We start from the raw sequence: 23,027 nt of genomic DNA, 5'->3' as shown, positions 1-23,027 counted from the left end.
CAGGGAGCATGCCGCGTAAAATCTTGGGCTGCCAACAGGCCAACACACGCACCTCACTCCTCGCTCATGACACAGTTTGCCAAAGAGACCTTGCCTATCAGTCTAGAAGAGGAGATGCGCAGAAGCTACCTCGACTACGCAATGAGCGTGATTGTGGGGAGAGCTCTGCCAGACGCACGGGACGGCCTCAAGCCGGTCCATCGGCGGGTGTTGTTTGCGATGCACGAGCTCAACAACGACTGGAACCGCCCTTACAAAAAGTCGGCGCGTATCGTGGGCGACGTCATCGGTAAGTATCACCCTCATGGCGACAGTGCGGTGTACGACACCATCGTCCGCATGGCACAGGACTTCTCACTGAGGCACATGCTGGTCGATGGCCAGGGCAACTTTGGCTCTGTGGACGGAGATAACGCGGCTGCGATGCGTTACACGGAAATCCGGCTGTCGAAGATTGCGCACGAAATGTTGGCGGATATTGACAAGGAGACTGTCAATTTCGGCCCCAACTACGACGGTTCTGAAAAGGAGCCTCTGGTCTTGCCATCTCGACTTCCCAATTTGCTCGTGAACGGCTCTGCGGGCATCGCGGTGGGCATGGCCACCAACATTCCGCCGCACAACCTGAACGAGGTGGTTGACGCTTGCCTGCACCTGCTCAAAAGCCCCGGGGCTTCGATCGATGAGCTGATGGAGATCATCCCCGCGCCCGATTTCCCGACGGCGGGGATCATTTACGGCATCAACGGGGTGAAAGACGGCTATCGCACAGGCCGCGGTCGCGTGGTCATGCGCGCCAAGTGCCACTTTGAAGATATTGATCGAGGACAGCGCCAAGCCATCATCGTGGATGAGCTGCCCTACCAGGTGAACAAGAAGACCCTGCAGGAGCGCATTGCCGAGCTCGTGCACGAGAAGAAAATCGAGGGGATCAGCCACATTCAGGACGAATCCGACAAGTCGGGAATGCGTCTGGTGATCGAGCTCAAGCGCGGCGAAGTGCCTGAAGTGGTGCTCAACAACCTGTACAAGCAAACGCAACTGCAGGATACGTTTGGCATCAACATGGTGGCGCTGGTGGATGGACAGCCCCGCTTGTGCAACCTGAAAGACCTGATCCAGGTCTTTCTGGAGCACCGCCGCGAAGTGGTCACGCGGCGAACCGTGTTCAACCTGCGCAAGGCGCGCGAACGTGGCCATGTGCTCGAAGGCCTCGCTGTGGCGTTGGCCAATATTGACGACTTCATCCGCATCATCCGCGAGTCTCCGACGCCACCCGTCGCGAAGGCAGAGCTGATGGCCCGGCCTTGGGACAGCCAACTGGTGCGTGAGATGTTGACCCGCACGCGCGCAGATGGCGGTGTGATCAACGCGGACGACTACCGGCCGGAGGGTCTGGAGAAGGCGTTTGGCATGGGCACGGACGGCCTCTACCGCCTGTCTGAAACGCAAGCGCAGGAAATCCTGCAAATGCGCTTGCAGCGTCTCACGGGGCTGGAGCAAGACAAGATCGTGGCCGAGTACCGTGAAGTGATGGGCGAGATCGACGATCTGCTGGACATCCTGTCCAAGCCGGAACGCGTGTCGACCATCATCGGGGATGAGCTGACCGTTGTGAAACAGGAGTTCGGCCAGACCAAACTGGGCGCGCGCCGCAGTGAGATCGAGCACAACGCCCAGGATTTGGCAACGGAAGACCTCATCACGCCCACCGACATGGTGGTCACGCTCAGCCACAGCGGCTACATCAAGAGCCAGCCCCTGTCCGAGTACCGCGCGCAGAAACGTGGAGGCCGCGGCAAGCAGGCGACGGCCACCAAGGAAGATGACTGGATCGATCAGCTCTTCATTGCGAACACGCACGACTACATTCTTTGTTTCTCCAACCGCGGCCGGCTGTATTGGCTCAAAGTGTGGGAGGTTCCTGCAGGCTCGCGTGGCTCGCGCGGGCGTCCCATCGTCAACATGTTTCCGCTGCAGGAAGGCGAAAAGATCAACGTCGTTCTCCCATTGACCGGCGAGATGCGGACCTTCCCATCCGACCGCTATGTGTTCATGGCCACCTCGATGGGCACAGTCAAAAAGACGGCCCTCGACGAGTTCAGCAACCCACGCAAGGCCGGCATCATTGCGGTGGATCTTGATGAGGGCGACTTCCTGATCGGCGCAGCACTCACCGACGGGCAGCACGATGTGATGTTGTTCAGCGACGGCGGCAAAGCGGTGCGCTTTGATGAGAACGACGTGCGCCCCATGGGGCGCAACGCACGAGGTGTCCGCGGCATGATGATTGAAGACACACAAAGTGTCATCGCCATGCTGGTCGCTGAAGACGAGGCGCAGAGTGTCCTCACAGCCACCATCAACGGCTACGGAAAGCGCACACCCATCACCGAGTACACGCGCCACGGTCGCGGTACCAAAGGGATGATCGCGATTCAGCAAAGCGAACGCAATGGCAAGGTGGTGGCTGCCACCCTGGTGCATACGGACGATGAGATCATGCTCATCACCGACAAGGGCGTTCTGGTGCGCACGCGCGTCTCCGAAATTCGCGAAATGGGGCGCGCCACGCAGGGCGTCACGCTCATCGCGCTCGATGAAGGCGCGGAGCTCTCAGGCCTTCAACGCATTGTTGAAAACGACGCGAACGTCCCCGAGCTGGGTGACTCGAGCGAGGCGGACGACACGGGCACAGAGGCGTGATGGCGCGCCCGTACAACTTTTCGGCGGGCCCTGCCGCCATGCCTGCAGAAGTGCTGCAACAGGCTGCGGCAGAAATGCTGGACTGGCGCGGCAGCGGCATGAGCGTGATGGAAATGAGCCACCGCGGCCAGGAATTCGGCACCATTCTGAAGACGGCCGAAGCGGACCTGCGCGAACTGCTTGCCATCCCGGCGCATTTTCGCGTCCTGTTCATGCAGGGTGGCGGGCTGGCCGAGAACGCGATCGTGCCGCTGAATCTCTCGCGCGGCGAAGCGGTGGATTTCGTGGTCACGGGCAGCTGGAGTCAGAAGTCATTCAAGGAAGCGCGCCGCTACTGCACGGCGCGTGTGGCCGCCAGCAACGAGCCGGATCACCACACATCGCTGCCAGCCCCTTCTACCTGGCAACTCGGCCAGGACGCACGCTACGTCCACGTCTGCACCAACGAAACCATCAACGGTATCGAGATGCAGGAACTGCCCGACCTTCGGGCACTCGGATGCGATGTGCCCTTGGTGATCGACTTTTCTTCGCATGTGGCTTCGCGCCCCGTGGACTGGTCGAGAGTGGGTGCCGCATTCGGCGGCGCTCAGAAGAACCTCGGCCCTGCCGGACTCACGCTCGTTGTGGTGCGCGAGGATTTGCTCGGCCATGCCATGCAGATATGCCCCACGGCGTTCGACTACAAGACGGTCGCAGACAACCACTCGATGTACAACACGCCACCCACTTTCGCCATCTACATGGCGGGGTTGACCTTCCAATGGCTCAAGCGCCAGACCGAGGGCAAGCTGCAGGGTGTGGCCGCCATGGAGGCGCGCAACATTGCCAAGGCGAGCCTGCTGTACAGCTACATCGATCAGTCTGCGCTGTACCACAACGACGTATCAGTTAACTGCCGGTCGCGCATGAACGTGCCCTTCTTCCTGCGCGACGAGTCGCGCAATGACGCCTTCCTGTCGGGCGCCAAGTCGGCGGGTCTGCTGCAACTCAAAGGGCACAAATCGGTGGGTGGCATGCGCGCGAGCATCTACAACGCCATGCCCATCGAGGGTGTCCAGGCGCTGGTGGATTACATGCGCCACTTTGAAAAAACACAGGCCTGAAGCCATGACAGCCCCCTCACAGTCTGAAGCCCTGGGTGCTCTGCGCATCCAGATTGATGCGCTCGATCAGCAATTGCTGGCACTGCTCAACCAGCGCGCTCGCGTGGCCGAAGAGGTCGGCGACATCAAGCGGGCAGAAGGATCCCCCTTCTTCCGGCCCGACCGAGTGGCACAGGTCATCGAGAAGATTCAGAAAGCCAACCAGGGGCCACTGCTCAATCAGCATGTGGGCGCCATCTGGCGGGAAATCATGTCGGCCTGCCTTGCCCTCGAGGCGCCGCAACGGGTGGCCGTTCTGGGGCCGCAAGGCACGTTCTGCGAGCAGGCGGCGATCGAGTTCTTCGGCAGTGCCGCCAACCTGATCTACTGTGCCAACTTCGACGAGGTGTTCCATGCCACCGCAGCGGGCACGGCGCAGTTTGGCGTGGTCGGCATGGAGAACTCCACAGAAGGGGTGGTTGCGCGTTCGCTCGATCTGTTCCTGCGCTCGCCGGTACACGTGGTGGGCGAAGTCAGCCTGCTGGTGCGGCACAACCTGCTGCGCCAGCTCAACCATCTCGATGGCATCGAAGTGGTGATGGCGCACCCACAGGCACTTGCCCAGTGCCAGCACTGGCTCTCGCAGCACTTGCCCGATGCCGAACGGCGTGCCGTCTCCAGCAATGCCGAGGGCGCGCGACTGGCGGCAGAGAACCCTTCGTGGGCCGGCTTGGCCAGCGAGCGCGCAGCGGCCCAGTTCGGACTGAACATCGTGTCGCACGCCATTCAGGACGAGGCCTACAACCGCACCCGGTTCGCCGTGATTGCGCTACCACAGACCCTCGCCATGCCACCCGCTTCCGGGCGCGACTGCACCAGCCTCGTGGTGTCGGTGCCCAACCGTCCTGGCGCTGTGCATGACCTTCTCGTGCCCCTCAAGAACAACGGCGTATCCATGACTCGGTTTGAGTCCCGCCCGGCCAAGTCCGGGCAATGGGAGTACTACTTCTACATCGATATCGCTGGCCATCCCTCGCAGCCGCACGTGGCCGCTGCGCTCAGAGAACTGCAGGGCCTTTGTGCGTTCTACAAGGTTCTGGGTGCTTACCCGGTGAACGAATGATGTTTGAACAATTGGGACTGATCGGCTGCGGCATGATGGGCGGCTCGTTCGCGCTCGCTCTCAAGCGGGCCGGTCTGGTCAAGCGCGTGGTGGGATACAGCAAATCGCCCTCCACCACCGAACGCGCCCGACAACTCGGCGTGATCGATGTGGAAGCGCCATCGGCGCTGCTGGCGGTGTCTGGCGCTGACCTCGTGCTTCTGGCGGTGCCCGTCTCGGCCACTGAAGCGACGTTCAAGGCCATTCGGCACCTGGTGCGCAGCAATGTGCTGATCATGGACGTCGGGTCGACCAAACGGGAAGTGATCGACGCCGCGCGACGCGTGCTCAAGGACCAGGTCGGCGTGTTCGTTCCGGCTCACCCGATTGCAGGCAAGGAAGTGGCCGGCGTCGAGCACGCAGACGCCGAGCTCTACCACGGTCGCCAGGTCATCCTCACGCCCATCGAGCGAACACTGACGGCCCAGCTCGAGAAGGCGAATCAGCTCTGGACCGCGCTGGGTTGCCACGTCAAGCACATGTCCCCGGAAGCGCACGACGCCGCCTACGCGGCTGTGAGCCACCTGCCGCATATGGTGTCGTTTGCGCTGATGAACGCCATCGAAAGCCAGTCACAGGGGCAGGACTTCCTGTCACTGGCAGGCCCCGGCTTTCGCGACTTCACCCGCATCGCAGCCAGCGATCCCGCGGTCTGGCGAGACATCCTGATGTCCAACCGCGAAGAGTTGCTGGCGCAGTCGCGCCACTTTCAGCGCGCGCTTCATGCGCTGGAAACAGCCATCAATGCCGGCAACCCGGATGCACTCGAAACCTTGATCGAACAAGCCAGCAGCGCGCGCGCGCGCTGGCGCATGACGGCCGTCAAGCCCCGCACCTGAGCGCTGCCCGTGGCAGCGCTTTCCAACTTCCGCGCATGTTTCCCACCTCCTTCCTCGACATTCCACCGCTGACCAACGCTGGCGGTACGGTGCGTCTGCCCGGCTCCAAGAGCATTTCCAATCGCGTTCTGCTCCTCGCCGCATTGAGCGATGGGCATACCGATATCGCAGACCTGCTCGACTCGGACGACACGCGTGTGATGCTCAAGGCCCTGCAAGAGCTGGGCTGCCGGATCGAAACCCAGCCCGACGGTGCGGTCCGCATCCAGGGCCTGGGAGGCCAACTTCCCGTGGCGCAGGCCCATTTGTTTCTGGGCAACGCGGGCACTGCGATGCGCCCGCTCACCGCATCACTGGCGCTGCTGGCAGCGCAGCATGGCGGCGCCTTTGAACTCAGCGGCATCGCGCGCATGCACGAGCGCCCCATCGGTGATCTGGTGGATGCGTTGCGCCAGCTCGGCTGTCCGGTGGTCTACCTCAACAACGAAGGGTTCCCCCCGCTCAAACTCGGCAACGGTCAGACCTCACCCCTGCAGCTGGACCGACCCATTCGCGTGCGGGGCGATGTCTCCAGCCAGTTCCTCACCGCCCTGCTGCTCGCGCTGCCACTCGTGGCACACAAGCAGGATGTGGTCATTGAGGTCGCGGGCGAGTTGATCTCGCGCCCGTACATTGAAATCACGGTCAATCTGCTGGCGCGTTTCGGTGTGGCCGTACAGCGAGACGGATGGCAACGCTTCACCATCCCGGCCGGCAGTCGCTACCAATCGCCAGGTCGTATCGCAGTGGAAGGCGACGCCTCATCGGCCAGCTACTTCATTGGCCTGGGCGCCATCGCTGCTGCCGCGCCGGGCTCCCGAGGCATCACCATCGAAGGTGTGGGCCTCTCGTCCATCCAGGGCGACATTCTGTTCGTGGACGCAGCGCGTCTGATGGGCGCACGCATCACCGGCGAAGCCAACAGCCTGCACATTGAACGCGGCGACTGGCCCCTGAAGGCCATCGACCTGGATTGCAACCACATCCCGGACGCCGCCATGACGCTGGCGGTCATGGCGCTCTACGCCGAAGGCACCACCACCTTGCGCAACATTGGCAGCTGGCGCGTGAAGGAAACCGATCGCATTGCCGCCATGGCCACCGAATGCCGCAAGCTCGGCGCGTCGGTAGAAGAAGGGGCGGACTACATCCGCATCACGCCGCCTGCAAGTCCTCATGCGTGGCGAGCTGCATCGATCCACACCTACGACGACCACCGCGTCGCCATGTGCTTTTCGCTGGCCGCCTTCAATCCAGCCCGGTTGCCGGTTCGGATTGAAGACCCCAAGTGCGTCGCCAAAACCTTTCCCGACTACTTCGAAACGCTCTTCGAGTGCTGCGTCACACCGGTTGAGCACATTCCCGTGATCTGCGTCGACGGGCCCACCGCGTCGGGCAAGGGCACGCTGTCTGCAGAGGTCGCCGCAAGACTGGGCTACCACCTCCTGGATTCCGGCGTGTTGTACCGACTGGTCGGACTGGCCGCCGAACGGGCAGGTTTGTCGACCGGCGAAGCCGATCTCAAAGACCCACAGCAGCAGATGCGGCTGGGAGAGCTGGCCGCGAGCCTGCAGGTGCGCTTTGATGGTTTGCGAACGCTGTTCGAAGGCCAGGACGTGACCGACGACCTGCGCACTGAAGCCGCAGGCATGGCCGCCTCGCGGGTGTCTGCCGTGCCGGCAGTGCGGGCTGCCCTGCTGGACCTGCAACACGCCTTCCGGCGACTCCCGGGCCTTGTCGCGGACGGGCGAGACATGGGCACCGTCATCTTCCCCGACGCGCAGATGAAGGTGTTTCTCACGGCCAGCACAGAGCAGCGGGCCCTTCGACGACATAAGCAATTGATTTCAAAGGGATTTGCTGCTAACATCGCAGACCTTCTGGGGGACTTGAAGGCGCGCGATCTGAGGGACACATCCCGCACACACGCACCACTCAAGCCCGCCGAAGACGCTATGCAACTGGACAACTCCGGCATGGACATCGATCAATCGGTGCAGCAGGTGTTGGACTGGTGGCACAGCAAAACGGCGTTTTCGGGCAACTGAACACGCCATCCTTGATGGCCCAGACGGCACCGCCGGGCGCTCCCAGCCCGCATGCTTGATGGTTCTTTTCACTTAACCCCGCGGTGTCACGCACCGCAATGTCAACACCACCCATACGTCGTTTTCTGCGCCAGCCGGCCCAGCCGGATGTCTTGCGTCGACGCTGAGTGGTTTAGGAAATTCAATGTCTGAATCTTTTGCCGCCCTGTTTGAAGAGTCCCTGAAACGCGCCGAAATGCGCTCGGGCGAAGTCATCACCGCCGAGGTGGTTCGCATCGAACACAACCACGTGGTGGTCAACGCTGGCCTCAAGTCCGAAGCCTACGTGCCGCTCGCCGAATTCAAGAACGACCAGGGCGAACTCGAAGTGCAGGTCGGCGACTTCGTGTCGGTGGCCATCGACTCCGTCGAAAACGGCTTCGGCGACACCCTGTTGTCGCGCGACAAGGCCAAGCGTCTGGCTTCGTGGATGTCGCTGGAGAAAGCGCTCGAGTCCGGCGAGTTCGTCACCGGTACGACCTCCAGCAAGGTCAAGGGCGGCCTCAAGGTCATGGTCAACGGCATCAGCGCGTTCCTGCCGGGTTCGCTGGTCGACAGCCGTCCGACCAAGGACCTGACCCCGTACGAAAACAAGACCCTGGAATTCAAGGTCATCAAGCTGGACCGCAAGCGCAACAACGTGGTGCTGAGCCGCCGTGCCGTGGTGGAAGCCTCCATGGGCGAAGAGCGCGCCAAGCTGATGGACACCCTGAAGGAAGGCGCCATCGTGCACGGCGTGGTCAAGAACATCACCGAATACGGTGCGTTCGTGGACCTCGGCGGCATCGACGGCCTGCTGCACATCACCGACATGGCATGGCGCCGCGTGCGTCACCCGAGCGAAGTGGTCACGGCCGGTCAGGAAATCACCGCCAAGATCCTCAAGTTCGACACCGAGAAGCACCGCGTCTCGCTGGGCCTGAAGCAAATGGGTGATGACCCATGGATGGGCGTTTCGCGCCGCTACCCGCAAGGCACCCGCATGTTCGGCAAGATCACCAACATCGCCGACTACGGCGCGTTCGTGGAACTCGAGCCAGGCATCGAAGGCCTGGTGCACGTGTCCGAAATGGACTGGACCAACAAGAACGTGGCACCCTCCAAGCTGGTGTCGCTGGGTGACGAAGTCGAAGTCATGGTGCTCGACATCGACGAAGACAAGCGCCGCATTTCTCTGGGCATGAAGCAGTGCCGCGCCAACCCATGGCACGAGTTTGCAGAGCAGACCAAGCGCGGCGACCGCGTCAAGGGCCCGATCAAGTCGATCACCGACTTTGGCGTGTTCGTGGGTCTGGCCGCTGGTATCGACGGCCTGGTTCACCTGTCGGACCTGTCTTGGAACGAAGCCGGCGAAGCCGCCGTGCGCAACTACAAGAAGGGCCAGGAAGTCGAAGCCATCGTGCTGGCGATCGATGTCGAGCGCGAGCGCATTTCTCTGGGCATCAAGCAACTCGATGGCGACCCGTTCACCACCTTCGTGTCGGTCAACGACAAGGGCTCGATCGTGACCGGCAAGGTCAAGACCGTGGACGCCAAGGGCGCTGAAATCGATCTGGGCGAAGACGTGCTGGGTTACCTGCGCGCCAGCGAAATCAGCCGTGACCGCGTGGAAGATGCGCGCAACGTGCTCAAGGAAGGCGACGAAGTCAACGCTGTGGTGGTCAACGTGGATCGCAAGACCCGCAACATCCAGCTGTCCATCAAGGCGAAGGACGCTGCCGACCAGCAAGAAGCGATGGCCAGCCTGAGCCAGCAGTCTTCCCGCGAGAACGCTGGCACCACGAGCCTGGGCGCACTGCTGCGCGCCAAGCTGGACAACAACCAGAACTGAAGTCGAACTGGTTCGACGCAAGGCGAAGCGCTTGTCCATCCGGACAGCGTCTTCGCTGGCGTTGATGCCCACCCCCACACGATCACATGACCCGCAGCGACCTTGTTGAAGCCCTGGCCAGCCGTTTCAGCCAGTTGACCCATCGCGACGCCGAGTTCGCCGTCAAGGCGATCCTGGACGCCATGGGCGATGCGCTGGTGAAAGGCCATCGCATCGAGATCCGTGGGTTTGGCAGTTTTTCCGTGAACCGGCGTTCGCCGCGCATTGGCCGCAACCCTCGCTCCGGCGAGAGCGTGATGATCCCGGAGAAACGGGTGCCGCACTTCAAGCCAGGCAAGGCGCTTCGCGAAGAGGTCGACAAAAAGACCGCGGAGATTCTCGGTTTCGAGAAGCAAAAGGGAGCCTGAGCTTCGGGCTCGCTCGCTACAATCGCCCCACCACAAAAGGGGACGATGTGAAATACCTGATGTGGCTGCTCAATGCAGCCATTTTTTTTGTGCTGTTCGCATTTGCACTGAACAACCAAGACAGCGTCACGCTCCATCTGTTCTTCGGCGCCAGCTGGCAGGCACCTCTGGTGTTGGTGATCCTGGTGGCCCTGGTAGTGGGTGTTTTCCTGGGCGTCGCCGTCATGCTGCCTCTGTGGCTCAGGGCGCGGCGCTCGCGCAGGACAGCAACGTCCTCCTCCGCCCTGCACAGCACCGCATTTGAGGGCGACACCACCCTCCTTCCTCCAGATCCGATCGACCCGCGACATGGACTTTGACTTCACATGGCTGCTGTGGGGCCTTCCGCTGGCTTTTGCACTCGGCTGGGGCGCTTCACGGTTTGACCTGCGCCAGTGGCGCATGGAGAGCCATCAGGCGCCGCGCGCCTACTTCCGCGGCTTGAACCACCTGCTCAACGAACAGCAAGACCAGGCCATCGACGCGTTCATCGAGGCGGTACAGGGCGATCCGGACACAGCGGAGCTTCACTTCGCCCTGGGCAATCTGTTTCGGCGCCGCGGTGACTACGACCGCGCGGTTCGCGTTCACGAACACCTGCTCTCACGTGCCGACATGGATCGCAAGGACCGTGATCGTGCACAACACGCGCTTGCACTGGATTTCCTCAAGGCCGGCTTGCTCGACCGCGCCGAGTCCGCCCTGCACAAGTTGAAGGGCACCGCGTTTGAGGGTGAAGCGCTGCTTGCGCTGCTGGGAATCTACGAGCGCTCGCGCGACTGGCCGCAGGCCAAGGACATCGCGCAACGCCTCGAAGACGCCGATCAGGGGAGCTTTTCCACGAGGCTGGCGCACTACCTCTGCGAAGAATCCGAACTTGCACAGCGCAGCGGCAACAGTGCGCAAGCGCTGGGTCTGCTCGAACGGGCGGTGCAGCGAGCGCCACAACTCGCACGCGGATGGATGGCGTTGTCTGCGCTCAAAGCACAAACCGGCGATACGGCGGGCGCATACGAAGCGCTGAAGCGCCTGAGCGAACACGCGCCGCAAAGCCTGCCGCTCGCGGCCAGTGCGTTGGTGGCGCTCGCGGCACAGACCGGCCGACAAGAAGACGCCAGAGCGCTTCTGCAAGCGAGTCGACAGCGCGCACCCTCTATCGACACCACCGAAGCGCTGGCCGCCCTGAGCGAAAACCCGGAGGCTGCTCGCGATTGCTACCTCGCACATCTGAAGAAAGAGCTGTCGCTGGTGATCGCCACCCAGTGGCTGGACGGGGAAACGCTGTCAGATCCCGAGGCCCAGACCAGGATTGGGCAAACGCTGGAGCAAGCCAGCACACCGCTGCGTCGCTATCGGTGTGCGGCCTGCGGGTTCGAAGCGCGCGTGCACTTCTGGCAATGCCCAGGCTGCCAAACCTGGGACAGCTTCCCCGCGCGGCGCGTGGAAGAGCTGTGAGGAATTAGAGGGCGCTCACGGCGCCCCGTACCCACCACCACCAGGTGTGTGGATTTCGAAGACATCGCCCGGCTTCATCTCGGCCTGGCCAATGTGCCCGAGGTCCTCGCGCGTTCCGTCCGCACGGACCACACGGTTGATCCCGACCTGACCAGGCTGACCACCGGCCATACCGAAAGCGCCGTGGACACGGCCATTGGAGAGAATGCTGGCTGTCATGTCCTCCAGGAAACGCACGCGCCTCACACCACCGTGCCCGCCCTGCCAGCGCCCTTTTCCACCCGAGCCTTCCCGAATCTCGTAGCTCTCCAGGCGAACCGGGAATCGGAACTCCAGAATCTCCGGGTCCGTCAGTCGCGAGTTGGTCATGTGGGTCTGGACCACACTGGTTCCATCAAACCCGTTGCCGGCGCCACTGCCGCCTGAAATAGTCTCGTAGTACTGATGGGCTTCGTTTCCGAACGTGAAGTTGTTCATCGTGCACTGGCTCGCAGCCATCACCCCAAGTGCACCGTACAGCGCATTGGTGATGCAACTCGACGTCTCCACATTGCCCGCCACCACAGAGGCGGGAGCGTTCGGGTTGAGCATGGAGCCCGCGGGAATCACCACTTTCAGCGGTTTCAGGCAGCCCGCATTCAGCGGAATGTCGTCGTCCACGAGGGTGCGGAACACGTACAGAACGGCCGCCATGCACACGGCGGTGGGCGCGTTGAAGTTGTTGATCTGCTGGGGTGACGTGCCCGTGAAATCGATCTCGGCGCTGCGCTGCTCTGCGTTGACACGCACCGTCACCTGGATCTGGGCACCGTTGTCCAACGGGAGCGTGTAGTGACCGTCCTTGAGGCGCGTGATCACACGCCTCACCGACTCCTCGGCGTTGTCCTGCACGTGGCGCATGTAGGCTTCGACCACATCGAGGCCGAACTGGTCCACCATCTTTCGCAGCTCTTGCACGCCTTTTTCGTTGGCGGCAATCTGCGCCTTGAGGTCTGCCATGTTCTGTTGCGGATTGCGCGAAGGGTATTCGCCACTCTGCAACAGCGCCACCATCTCGGCTTCCCGCAAGATGCCGCGATCAACCAGCTTGATGTTGTTGATCTGAACGCCCTCCTCCGCAATGCGCGTCGAAAACGGCGGCATGGAACCGGGCGTTGTTCCGCCAATATCGGCGTGGTGACCCCTCGAGCCCACGTAGAACGTTGGCTGGTTGCCGAGGTACACGGGGGTGATCACGGTCACATCGGGCAGATGGGTACCGCCGTGATAGGGGTCGTTGAGGGCATACACGTCGCCCGGCTGCATCGTCCCCGCGTTCTCACGGATGACCGTCTTGATGCTCTCGCCCATGGAACCCAGGTGCACCGGCATGTGCGGCGCATTGGCGATCAGGTTGCCTTCGGCATCGAACAGGGCGCAGGAAAAATCAAGACGTTCCTTGATGTTGACCGAGTAAGCGGTGTTCTGCAGCTGCAAACCCATCTGCTCTGCGATGTTCATGAACAGGTTGTTGAACACCTCCAGCAACACAGGGTCCACGTTGGTCCCGACGGCGTAGGTGACGCTGCGCGGCACGCGACGGTCGAGCACCAGGTGATCAAGCGCCGTGAGCACCGCCTCCCAGCCGGGCTCCACCACCGTGGTCGCGTTCTTCTCGGCAATGATCGCCGGGCCGGGAATCACATCGCCCGGGCGCAAGTCCTCTCGAACCACGAGGGCGGCATCCAGCCACTCACCACCGGAGTACATGCGGACGGTTTCACGGCGCGGGACTTCACGGGCCGCATTCAGCGGGAAGCGGGGCTCATGAGGGGCATCACCAGGCACCACCGCTTCCACGGAGACCGCCTCCACCACGAGGCCCTTGCCCTCCATCAGAAAGGCAAACCGCTGGCGGTACGCAGACTCAAAGCCCGCCTTGATGGTGGAAAGATCGCCAAACGGAACCACCAGAGCCGCGTCGCTGCCCTCGTACCGCACATGGACGCGGTGGTGCACGGTGGCCTCGCCCGCGTTCACCTGCTGGCGTTGCAACTCCGCCTGAGCCGCATGACCCAAAGCGTCCAGCTTTTCAGCGATGAGGGGCAAGGACGTGGCGAGCAACGGCAGCTCGATGGCCTGCTCCCTGATCACGTTCTGGTCAGCCAGGCCCATGCCATACGCGCTGAGAACCCCCGCCAGGGGATGCACAAACACGCGGGTCATGCCGAGCGCATCGGCCACCAGACACGCATGCTGGCCGCCCGCGCCACCGAAACACTGCAGGGTGTACCGCGTGACGTCGTATCCCCGCGCCACAGAGATCTTCTTGATGGCGTTGGCCATCTGCTGGACCGCGATGTTGATGAAACCCTCTGCCACCTCTTCCGGCAAACGGCCCGTGCGATCCGCCAGCTCGGCGAAGCTGGCTTGCACGGCATCGAGGCTCAAGGCCTCGTCGGCCTGCGGGCCAAACACCTTGGGGAAATGACGGGGTTGAATCTTGCCGGTCATCACGTTCGCGTCGGTGACGGCAAGAGGGCCGCCACGCCTGTAGCTGGTCGGGCCTGGATTGGCGCCAGCGCTCTGCGGGCCCACACGAAAGCGTGAGCCATCAAACGACAGAATGGAGCCGCCGCCCGCCGCCACCGTGTGGATGCTCATCATCGGCGCACGCATGCGCACACCCGCCACCTGGGTTTCAAACTCACGCTCAAACTCACCCGCGTAGTGAGACACGTCGGTGGACGTTCCACCCATGTCGAAACCGATCACGCGCTCATGCCCTGCGAGGCCGGCGGTGCGCGCCATGCCCACGATGCCGCCCGCCGGGCCGGAGAGGATGGCGTCCTTGCCCTGGAACGCGCGCGCGTCCGTCAAACCGCCGGACGACTGCATGAAAAACAGTTTGACGCCGGGCATTTCACCCGCCACCTGCTCCACATATCGCCGCAAGATGGGTGACAGGTAGGCATCGACCACGGTCGTGTCGCCGCGGCTCACGAACTTCATCATCGGGCTGGTTTCGTGCGAGGTGCTGACCTGCGAAAAACCCACCTCGCGGGCAATGCGACTGGCGGCCTGCTCGTGCGCAGTGAAGCGGTAACCGTGCATGAAAACGACAGCCGCACTGCGTATGCCGCGATCAAACGCAGCCTGGAGGTCCCTGCGCAGCCGCGCCTCGTCCAGCGGCTGCAACACCTCACCGACCGCGCTCAGGCGCTCATCGGCTTCGACCACTTCGGTGTACAGGAGCTCGGGCAGTGCAATGCGCCGGTCAAACAGGCGCGGGCGGTTTTGGTAGGCGATGCGCAGTGCATCGCGAAAACCACGCGTGGTGATGAGCAGTGTCGGCTCGCCTTTTCGCTCCAGCAGCGCATTCGTGGCCACCGTGGTGCCCATCTTCACGCATTCCACCAGCGCGGGGGTGACGGGCTCGCCAGCCTTCAAACCCAGCAAGTGCCGGATGCCTGCCACCGCCGCGTCGCGGTACTGCTCCGGGTTTTCCGACAGCAGCTTGTGCGTCGTGAGCGAGCCATCGGGCTTCTTGGCGACGATGTCGGTAAAGGTGCCCCCACGGTCTATCCAGAATTGCCAGCGATTGGCCAAGGGGGTTTGGTTGTCTTGCATGGTTGTTGACCTTAGCGTGTGAAGGAATACGGGACAAGTATCGCGTTGGCCTCAATGCCAACGGTCTGCACCCATTCTCGGGAAAAGTGATGGCCATGGCGCTTGCCAGCGCCCGTGGCCGCCGACGTGATCATGCTGTCAACCTTGCATCCGGGTGGGCAACCAGAGCACCACGTCTGGCACAAAGTAGGTCAGCAACACCGCCACCAGCATCAGCACAAACAAGGGCAGCGCGGTGCGGGCGATCCAGGTCACCTCGCGGCGGGTGAGACCTTGAATCACAAACAGATTGAATCCGACGGGGGGTGTGATCTGGGCCATCTCGACCACCAGCACGATGAAGATGCCGAACCAGATCAAGTCGAAACCCGCCGCCTCCACCGTGGGCAACAAGACGGCAATCGTCAGGACCACCATGGAAATGCCATCCAGGAAACAACCCAGAACGATGAAGAACACCACCAGCAGCAGCATCAGGTTGAACGGGGAGAGATGCAGTCCGCCGATGAACTCCGCCAGGTGCCGGGGCAGACCGATGAAACCCATCGCGAGTGTCAGGAACGCGGCCCCCGCCAGGATCAGGCCGATCATGCAGTACACGCGGCAGGCGGCCACCAGCCCCTCCTTGAAGCGCTCCCAGTTCAACGAGCCTTCGATCCTGGCCAGGATCAGCGCACCACCCACGCCCAGCGCAGCCGCCTCGGTCGCGGTCGCGATGCCGCTGTAAATGCCGCCAAGCACCAGACCGATCAACGACACCACCGGGATCAGGTGCCGCGAGGCATGGAGCTTTTGTCTGAACGTCGTGGCGGCGTCGGCCGCAGGCACCTTGTCCTTGTTGAACAGCGCCCACACCATGATGTAACCCATGAAAAATGCGGCCAGCATGAGGCCCGGGATCACGCCGGCCAGGAAGAGCTTGGCAATCGACACGTTGGCGGCCACACCGTAGACGATCATGATGATCGAGGGCGGGATCAACAGGCCCAGGGTGCCCGCGCCGGCCAGCGTACCCACGGCGATGCCGTCGGGATAACCGCGCTTCTTGAGCTCGGGCAAGGTGATCTTGCCAATGGTCGCGCAGGTCGCGGCCGATGAACCGGAGATCGCCGCAAAGATCGTGCAACCCACCACGTTCGTGTGCAGCAGACGGCCTGGCAGGCGATCCAGCCATGGGGCCAAGCCTTTGAACATGTCGTCCGAGAGCTTGCTCCTGAAGAGGATTTCGCCCATCCACAGAAACAGCGGCAACGCGGTCAACGTCCAGCTCGAACTCGCCCCCCAGATCGTCAGCATCATGCTGTCGCCCACGGGTCGGGAGGTAAAGAGCTCCATGCCCACCAGCGCCACCGCCAGCAGCGCGAGGCCAATCCACAAGCCAGCGCCGAGCAGCACGAGCAGAAACACCATCAAGGCGCCAGCAATCAGAATATCCATGGGAGTTCTTTCGATGGTGAAGGACGTTTACTCGGTGCGCGCGGCTTCCGCACCCACCGCGATGAAGTGCTCGCCTTGCCAGCGCAGCCACAGCGCATGGGCGAACGACAGGGCAAAGCCGAGACAGCCCAGCGCCATGCCCAGTTGCGGAATCCACAAGGGAGAGGCGTCGGCACCGGGGGAGATGTCGTGCGTGATCCAGGACACCCAGACCAGGCGCGTCGCGTACCACGCCAGAGTCAGCGCCATGGCAAAGCCCAGCCCCAGGCAAGCCCACTCCAGCGCGCCGCGCACACCTGCCGGCAGACGGTCCAGCAACAGCGTGACCCGGATGTGCTCGCCCTTCCTGAGCGTGGCGGGCAAGGCGAGGAACAGCGCGCAAGCGATGGCGTAGCCCGCATAGGCATCGAGGCCCACCACATCCCAATGCACCTCGCGGGCCACCACGCCCAGGAGCACGGCCAGGAAGGCGGCCACCATGGACACGCAGGACAGGAACATGAGCGCCTGATAAAAGCGAAAGACGAGTTGTGCCACCGCACCCTCCTGGTTCGGAAAAAACATGGGAATGAACGCAGCGGGCGCAGGTCTGGCCCGCTGCGGCGGGCCTGTCAGCGGCCGCGGTAGGCTTCGATCACCGCCTGACCCTCCGGCCCCGCTGCCTTGATCCAGTCTGCGGTCATGGCGTCGCCGATCGCGGACAACTCTTTCCTGAGGGCCTCCGAAGGTGCCCCGATGGTCATGCCCTTGGTACCCAGCTCCTTGATGAACTCACCGTCCAGGCGCTCGCTCGTGACCCAGCCCCGCTGCTCGGCAGCGGCGGCGGCCTTGATCACGGCGTCTTGCGTGGCCTTGTCCAGCGCATCAAAGGCCTTCTGGTTCACCACCGTCGCATTGCGGGGCAACCAGGCGCTCACCGGGTAGAAATACTTCACCTGCTCATGCAGCTTGCTCTCCACGCCGCTGGCGCTGGAGGTCAGGAAGTTCTGCACACCACCGGTGGCCAATGCCTGCGGCAGTTCCGCCAGCTGAATGGTCACGGGCTGCGCCTTGAGCAACTGGGCGATGCGGGTCGTGGCCGGGTTGTAGGCGCGCATCTTCGTGCCGGCGAGGTCGGCCGGGCTGTTCACCGGCTTGATGGAGTACAGCGACTGACCCGGCCAGGGCACCGAAAACAGCACCTTCATGCCTTGCGATGCCAGCAGCTTGTCCTGCGCGGGCCTGGCGGCCTCGTACAGTCGCCGTGCCGCCGGATAGCTGGTGGCGAGGAAGGGGATGGAGTCCACACCGAACAGGGGGTTCTCGTTCGCCGAGCCCGACAGAATGAACTCCGCCGCGGGCACTTGCCCGGTCTGCACCGCGCGCTTGATCTCGTTGGCCTTGTAGAGCGAGCCACCCGGGTGCAGCGTGATCTTGAGCTTGCCGCCCGTGAGCTGCTCAACTTCGTTGGCGAACTGCTGCACGTTCTGCGTCTGGAAGCTGTTGGCCGAGTAGCCGGTGGGCAGGTCCCATTTGGTCTGTGCAGAGGCCAGAGCGGCGAAGGTGAGCGCGGAGAGGCAGAACAACATCTTTTTCATCGGAAACTCCTGTTCAGAAACTGGCTAGCTGGTGGTTGAGTAAGTCGGTGATCAGCATCGCGCCTGGGGCATGCGTGATGCAGAACGCGGGGCGGGCCTGCTGGATGGCGGCCTGCGGCGTGACGCCGCAGGCCCAGAACACCGGCAGTTCATCGGGCATCACCACCACCCCATCACCGAAGTCGGGACGCGAGAGGTCGTGAATGCCGATCAGGGAGGGATCACCGATGTGCACCGGTGCGCCATGGACGTCTGGAAAACGGGAGGTGATCTGGACCGCACGAACGACGTCGGCGGCCTTCAGCGGGCGCATGGACACCACCATCGGCCCATGAAAAGGGCCTGCTGCCGCCGTCGCGATGTCGGTGCGGTACATGGCGACGTTGCGGCCTTCGTCCACGTGGCGCAGCGACATGCCGGCGGCAATGAGCGCCTGCTCAAACGAGAACGAGCAACCAATGACAAAGGTCACCAGGTCATCGCGCCAGAGGTGCGTGATGTCGGTGGGCTCATCGGTCAACTTGCCATCGCGCCAGACGCGATAGCGAGGCAGGTCGGACCGGATGTCGATGTCCGTGCCGAGCGTGGAAAGAAGGGGCTTCCCTGGCTCGGACACAGCCAGCAACGGGCAGGGCTTGGGATTTCGCTGGCAGTACAGAAGGAAATCCATCGCCTGCGCCTGGGGCAGGATGACGACGTTGCCCTGAACGTGTTGGTCAGCAAGGCCGCTGGTGTGCGATGTCCATTGGCCCTCGCGGATGCGTGATCGAACGTGCGAAGCGCTGAGCGCGCCCTGCTGTCCGAACACTTGCCATGCCTGCTCTGAAGCTGCTCTCACCCCGTCTCCTTGTTCGTTGACCATGTCGCCGTGACGACGTGGGACGGATTCTGGAGTCCGGTCAGCAGGATTTCAAATTCAAAATTTTTCGCTTACGTCATCGATTTTCTCGATGATCAAGAACGGGGCGTTGCGCGCCGTGTTGGTGCACGCCCCGTGTTTTTCATGGAGCCAGCATTCGCATCCACAAAGGCCAGCGCCGACTTCAGCACGGTCTCGACCGCATCGTTGGTCGGATCGGTGCGGTAGCTGGCGTGTATCGGCAAGGGCTGCAGTTTGCTGGCGCAGGTCAGCGTGCGAAGAAGCGGGTAGTTCTGCATGCGCTGCACCGCTTTGAGCGGCAGGGTGGCCACGCCAAAGCCACCTTGAACCAGTTGCACCATCGCGGAGATGGAGGAAATCGCGTGCACGCGGCCAGGCTCCAGACCCTCGCTGCGAAAGAGATCCAGCAACGCCACGTGCGGATGCGAGCCCTTTTGAAAGGTGAGGAGCTCCAGAGCACCGAGTTCTTCCAGCGCGTACCGGCGCTTGCGATGCAGGCGATCGTTGCCGATGAACACCATGTCCATGGGTGGCAGGCTGCGGCTGCGCACACCGTCGGCGGCAGCCGGCAAAGCGGCAAACACGATGTCTTGTGTGCCGCGCTGCACTTGCTCCACCAGGATCGGTGTGGTTTCCACAGTGAGTTCCAGCGCCAGGGAAGGGTGATCTGCGCGCAGCTTTTCGATCCAGGGAATGAGCCATGAGTGCAGCACGGACTCGATGGCGCCGATGCGCAGCGAGACCGCCAATGCCGCACCGGAACCCATCTCGGCCTTCACCTCGCGCTGCAATTCGAGAAGGCGCTGTGCATAGGTGAAGAACCGCGCGCCGGCGATGGTCAGGCGGAACTGCTTGTCCCGCCTGTCAAGCAGCAGCACGCCCAGTTCTTCCTCCAGGGCCGCGATGCGACTGGACATGGCGGACTGGGTGAGGAACAGTTTGTCGGCCGCACGCGTGACGCTTTTGAGTGAAGCGACCCAGTAGAAGGCTTCGACAAAACGAAGGTTCATGGCAGTGACCCCGGGGAAAACACTCTGGCACCTGGCCTGGTACTTGCATTTATGCTGCGTAGCCTCTTCATTCCACCATTGTCCCGGAGATTCCATGAAGCACACCTTTGGACTGATTGCAGCCGCCCTGGTCTTGAGTTCCGCCGCACAGGCGCAAACGAAGTGGGATTTGCCTGCGGCGTACCCAGCGACCAATTTCCATTCCGTCAACCTGGCGACGTTCGCCGCCGACGTGGACAAGGCCACGGCCGGCAAGCTGAAGATCACGGTGCACCCGGGTGCTTCGCTCTTCAAGGCGCCAGAGATCAAGCGCGCCGTGCAAGGCGGTCAGGCGCAGATTGGCGAGATCCTGCTCGCGGCCTACCAGAACGAGTGGCAGATGTTCGGTGCCGACGGCCTGCCCTTTCTCGCCACCAGCTACGCAGACTCGATGAAGCTGTACAACGCACAGAAACCCATCCTGCAGAAGAAGCTGGCCGAGCAAGGCATGACGCTGCTGTACGCCGTGGCCTGGCCACCCCAGGGCATCTACAGCAAGAAGCCTGTGACGAGCGCCGCCGACCTCAAGGGCAGCAAATGGCGCGCCTACAGCCCGGCCACTTCGCGCATCGCAGAACTCGTTGGCGCGCAGCCGGTGACCGTGCAGGCCGCCGAGCTTTCGCAGGCGCTCGCCACCGGCGTTGTCGAATCCAACATGACATCGGGCGCAACGGGCGTCGACAGCAAGCTGTATGAGCACCTGAAGTACTACTACGACGTGCAGGCCTGGCTGCCCAAGAACGCCGTGATCGTGAACAAGAAGGCCTTCGATGCGCTGGACAAGCCCACGCAGGATGCGTTGCTCAAAGCGGGTGCCGAGGCTGAAGCGCGCGGCTGGGCCGCTTCGCAAAAGGTCAACACCGACACGCTGGCCATTCTCAAGACCAACGGCATGGCGGTGGAAGCGCCGTCCGCCGCGCTCAAGGCCGACATGCAGAAGGTGGGCGACACCATGGTGAAGGAGTGGCTGGAGAAGGCCGGTCCGGAAGGCCAGGCCATGCTCGATGCGTACCGCAAGTAAATGAGGAAACTGCTCAACGCCCTCTACACCGGCTCGATCTGGCTGGCGGCGCTCTTCATGATCGGCGTGCTGGTCATGGTGCTGCTGTCCATGCTGGGTCGCATGTTCCAGTTCTACATCCCGGGCACCGACGCGTATGCGGGCTATGCGATGGCCGGTGCCGGGTTCCTGGCACTGGCGCACACGCTCAAGTCAGGGGAGCATATCCGTGTCACCCTGATCATCGACAAGCTCACCGGTGGCGCACGGCGCGGCATGGAGTTGTGGTCGTTGTCTGTGGCGGTGCTGCTGGCCGGTTTGCTCGCCGTCTACGCGTGGCGCCTGGCCTGGCAGTCGCACGAGTTTCATGACATCTCCACGTCTGCCGACGGCACGGCGCTCTGGATTCCGCAAATCCTGATGGGCCTGGGCACCAGCGTCTTGCTGATCGCCTTCCTGGACGAGTGGGTGCTGGAATTCCAGCGCAAGCGGTCGCACGCCAGTGTGGAGACGCGGCATGAATGAAGTCGTCATCACCACGCTGCTGATCGTCTCGCTGTTCGTGCTGCTGGGCAGTGGCGTCTGGATCGGGCTCACGCTGGCAGGCGTGGCCTGGATCGGCATGGAGCTGTTCTCTTCGCGCCCGGCGGGTGACGCGATGGCCATCACCATCTGGGGATCGGCGAGCAGCTGGACGCTCACGGCGCTGCCGCTGTTTGTGTGGATGGGTGAAATTCTCTTCCGCACGAAGCTGTCCGAAAGCATGTTCAAGGGACTGGCGCCGTGGGTGAACGCCCTGCCCGGCCGCCTGCTCCACACCAACATCCTGGGCAGCACCATCTTTGCGGCGGTCTCGGGCTCTTCGGCGGCCACCTGCGCCACCATCGGCAAGATGACCATCCCCGAGCTGACACGGCGCGGCTACCCGCCCGAGAAGATCGTGGGCTCGCTGGGCGGCGCCAGCACACTGGGTTTGCTGATCCCGCCATCGATCATCATGATCGTCTACGGCGTGGCGGCAGAGGTGTCGATTGCCAAGCTGTTCGTGGCGGGCGTGCTGCCTGGCCTGATGCTGGCGGCCCTGTTCAGTGGCCACCTCATGGTGTGGGCGCTGCTCAACCCGGACAAGGTGCCGCGCAGCGATGCCAGCTTGAGCTTCCTGCAGAAGCTCAATGAGTCGCGCCACCTGATCCCCGTGGTCATGCTCATTGGGGGTGTGATCGGCACCATTTACACCGGCATTGCCACCGCCACGGAAGCGGCGGCGGTGGGCGTGGTGGGGGCGCTCATCCTGTCGGCCGCGCAGGGCTCGCTCAACTGGGCGACCTTTCGCGACTCGCTGCTGGGGGCCACGCGCCTCTATTGCATGATCGCGCTCATCCTGGCGGGCGCAGCCTTCCTCACGCTGGCCATGGGCTACATCGGTCTGCCGCGGCACCTGGCCGAGTTCGTCACCAGCCTGAACCTGTCGCCCGGCGTGCTGCTGCTGGCGCTGGCGCTGTTCTACATCGTGCTCGGCTGCTTCCTCGATGGCATTTCGATGATCGTGCTCACCATGGGCGTGATCCTGCCCACGGTCACGGCCGCGGGCATCGACCTGATCTGGTTCGGCATCTTCATCGTCATCGTGGTGGAAATGGCGCAGATCACGCCACCTGTGGGTTTCAACCTGTTCGTGCTGCAAGGCATGACCAAGCGCGAGATCACCTGGATTGCCCGGGTCTGCATGCCCTATTTCTTCCTGATGGTGCTGGCCGTGCTGCTGCTCTGGTGGTTCCCGCAGATCGTGAACTGGCTGCCTTCCCGCATGTGAAGCGCCCAGGCC

18 protein-coding genes are annotated in these 23,027 nt (G+C 62.9%); 12 read left to right on the top strand and 6 right to left on the bottom strand.

The genetic code is table 11. The features are described 5' to 3' along the window. Positions 1-66: 66 nt before the first annotated feature. The 9 genes from gyrA (at position 67) to lapB (ending at position 11,650) form a co-directional block, all read left to right on the top strand. Positions 67-2,706 (top strand): DNA gyrase subunit A, encoded by a 2,640-nt coding sequence (gene gyrA, locus KXJ60_RS07855; RefSeq protein ID WP_291126056.1) that lies wholly within the window; start codon positions 67-69, stop codon positions 2,704-2,706. After that, positions 2,706-3,812: a 3-phosphoserine/phosphohydroxythreonine transaminase gene (gene serC / locus KXJ60_RS07850; RefSeq protein ID WP_291126054.1), complete on the top strand. Its 1,107-nt coding sequence runs from the start codon at positions 2,706-2,708 to the stop codon at positions 3,810-3,812. The genes gyrA and serC overlap by 1 nt, the downstream gene beginning before the upstream one ends. A gap of 4 nt (positions 3,813-3,816) precedes the next feature. Further along, entirely contained in the window at positions 3,817-4,914 is a 1,098-nt protein-coding gene (gene pheA, locus KXJ60_RS07845; protein ID WP_291126052.1) for a prephenate dehydratase, read from the top strand. Further along, positions 4,914-5,792 carry a prephenate dehydrogenase/arogenate dehydrogenase family protein gene (locus KXJ60_RS07840; RefSeq protein ID WP_291126154.1) on the top strand — a complete coding sequence of 293 codons (879 nt, stop codon included), beginning with the start codon at positions 4,914-4,916 and terminating at the stop codon, positions 5,790-5,792. The genes pheA and KXJ60_RS07840 overlap by 1 nt, the downstream gene beginning before the upstream one ends. 35 nt (positions 5,793-5,827) lie before the next feature. Beyond that, positions 5,828-7,879, top strand: a complete 2,052-nt coding sequence (locus KXJ60_RS07835) for a bifunctional 3-phosphoshikimate 1-carboxyvinyltransferase/cytidylate kinase (RefSeq protein WP_291126050.1) — start codon at positions 5,828-5,830, stop codon at positions 7,877-7,879. Positions 7,880-8,063: 184 nt separating this feature from the next. Further along, complete coding sequence (gene rpsA / locus KXJ60_RS07830) at positions 8,064-9,749, top strand: 30S ribosomal protein S1 (RefSeq protein ID WP_291126048.1); 1,686 nt, start codon at positions 8,064-8,066, stop codon at positions 9,747-9,749. An 86-nt stretch (positions 9,750-9,835) separates the two neighbouring features. After that, complete coding sequence (locus tag KXJ60_RS07825) at positions 9,836-10,156, top strand: integration host factor subunit beta (protein ID WP_291126046.1); 321 nt, start codon at positions 9,836-9,838, stop codon at positions 10,154-10,156. Between the two features lie 47 nt (positions 10,157-10,203). Then, positions 10,204-10,515, top strand: a complete 312-nt coding sequence (locus KXJ60_RS07820; protein ID WP_291126044.1) for a lipopolysaccharide assembly protein LapA domain-containing protein — start codon at positions 10,204-10,206, stop codon at positions 10,513-10,515. Then, positions 10,505-11,650 (top strand): lipopolysaccharide assembly protein LapB, encoded by a 1,146-nt coding sequence (gene lapB / locus KXJ60_RS07815; RefSeq protein WP_291126042.1) that lies wholly within the window; start codon positions 10,505-10,507, stop codon positions 11,648-11,650. The genes KXJ60_RS07820 and lapB overlap by 11 nt, the downstream gene beginning before the upstream one ends. Positions 11,651-11,665: 15 nt before the next feature. On the opposite strand, the gene KXJ60_RS07810 is transcribed toward lapB, so the two are convergent. The 6 genes from KXJ60_RS07810 to KXJ60_RS07785 form a co-directional block, all read right to left on the bottom strand. Beyond that, a complete protein-coding gene (locus KXJ60_RS07810) occupies positions 11,666-15,259 on the bottom strand; it encodes a hydantoinase B/oxoprolinase family protein (protein WP_291126040.1) in 3,594 nt (1,197 codons plus the stop codon). 138 nt (positions 15,260-15,397) lie between these two features. Further along, positions 15,398-16,696: a TRAP transporter large permease subunit gene (locus tag KXJ60_RS07805; protein ID WP_291126038.1), complete on the bottom strand. Its 1,299-nt coding sequence runs from the start codon at positions 16,694-16,696 to the stop codon at positions 15,398-15,400. Positions 16,697-16,723: 27 nt separating this feature from the next. Continuing rightward, positions 16,724-17,233, bottom strand: a complete 510-nt coding sequence (locus KXJ60_RS07800) for a TRAP transporter small permease (RefSeq protein WP_291126036.1) — start codon at positions 17,231-17,233, stop codon at positions 16,724-16,726. A gap of 74 nt (positions 17,234-17,307) precedes the next feature. Next, a complete protein-coding gene (locus tag KXJ60_RS07795; RefSeq protein ID WP_291126034.1) occupies positions 17,308-18,273 on the bottom strand; it encodes a TRAP transporter substrate-binding protein in 966 nt (321 codons plus the stop codon). Positions 18,274-18,286: 13 nt separating this feature from the next. After that, entirely contained in the window at positions 18,287-19,135 is an 849-nt protein-coding gene (locus KXJ60_RS07790) for a putative hydro-lyase (protein WP_291126032.1), read from the bottom strand. 92 nt (positions 19,136-19,227) lie between these two features. Beyond that, positions 19,228-20,163, bottom strand: a complete 936-nt coding sequence (locus KXJ60_RS07785) for a LysR family transcriptional regulator (RefSeq protein WP_291126030.1) — start codon at positions 20,161-20,163, stop codon at positions 19,228-19,230. 94 nt (positions 20,164-20,257) lie between these two features. Between KXJ60_RS07785 and KXJ60_RS07780 the strand changes: the two genes are divergently transcribed. Genes KXJ60_RS07780 through KXJ60_RS07770 form a run of 3 tightly spaced genes read left to right on the top strand, consistent with a single transcriptional unit; the run spans position 20,258 to position 23,015 of the window. Beyond that, entirely contained in the window at positions 20,258-21,223 is a 966-nt protein-coding gene (locus tag KXJ60_RS07780) for a TRAP transporter substrate-binding protein (protein WP_291126028.1), read from the top strand. Further along, the gene (locus KXJ60_RS07775; protein ID WP_291126026.1) at positions 21,224-21,727 is read left to right on the top strand and encodes a TRAP transporter small permease; all 504 of its coding nucleotides are present in this window, start codon (positions 21,224-21,226) and stop codon (positions 21,725-21,727) included. Continuing rightward, positions 21,720-23,015, top strand: a complete 1,296-nt coding sequence (locus KXJ60_RS07770; protein WP_291126025.1) for a TRAP transporter large permease subunit — start codon at positions 21,720-21,722, stop codon at positions 23,013-23,015. Before KXJ60_RS07775 ends, KXJ60_RS07770 begins: the two co-directional genes overlap by 8 nt. Positions 23,016-23,027 lie beyond the last annotated feature (12 nt).

Source organism: Hydrogenophaga sp., from assembly GCF_019264445.1.
Classification (GTDB): Bacteria; Pseudomonadota; Gammaproteobacteria; order Burkholderiales; family Burkholderiaceae_C; genus Hydrogenophaga.
Note: the sequence above shows the minus strand (reverse complement) of the source record. Positions and strands in the feature narration are given on the sequence as shown.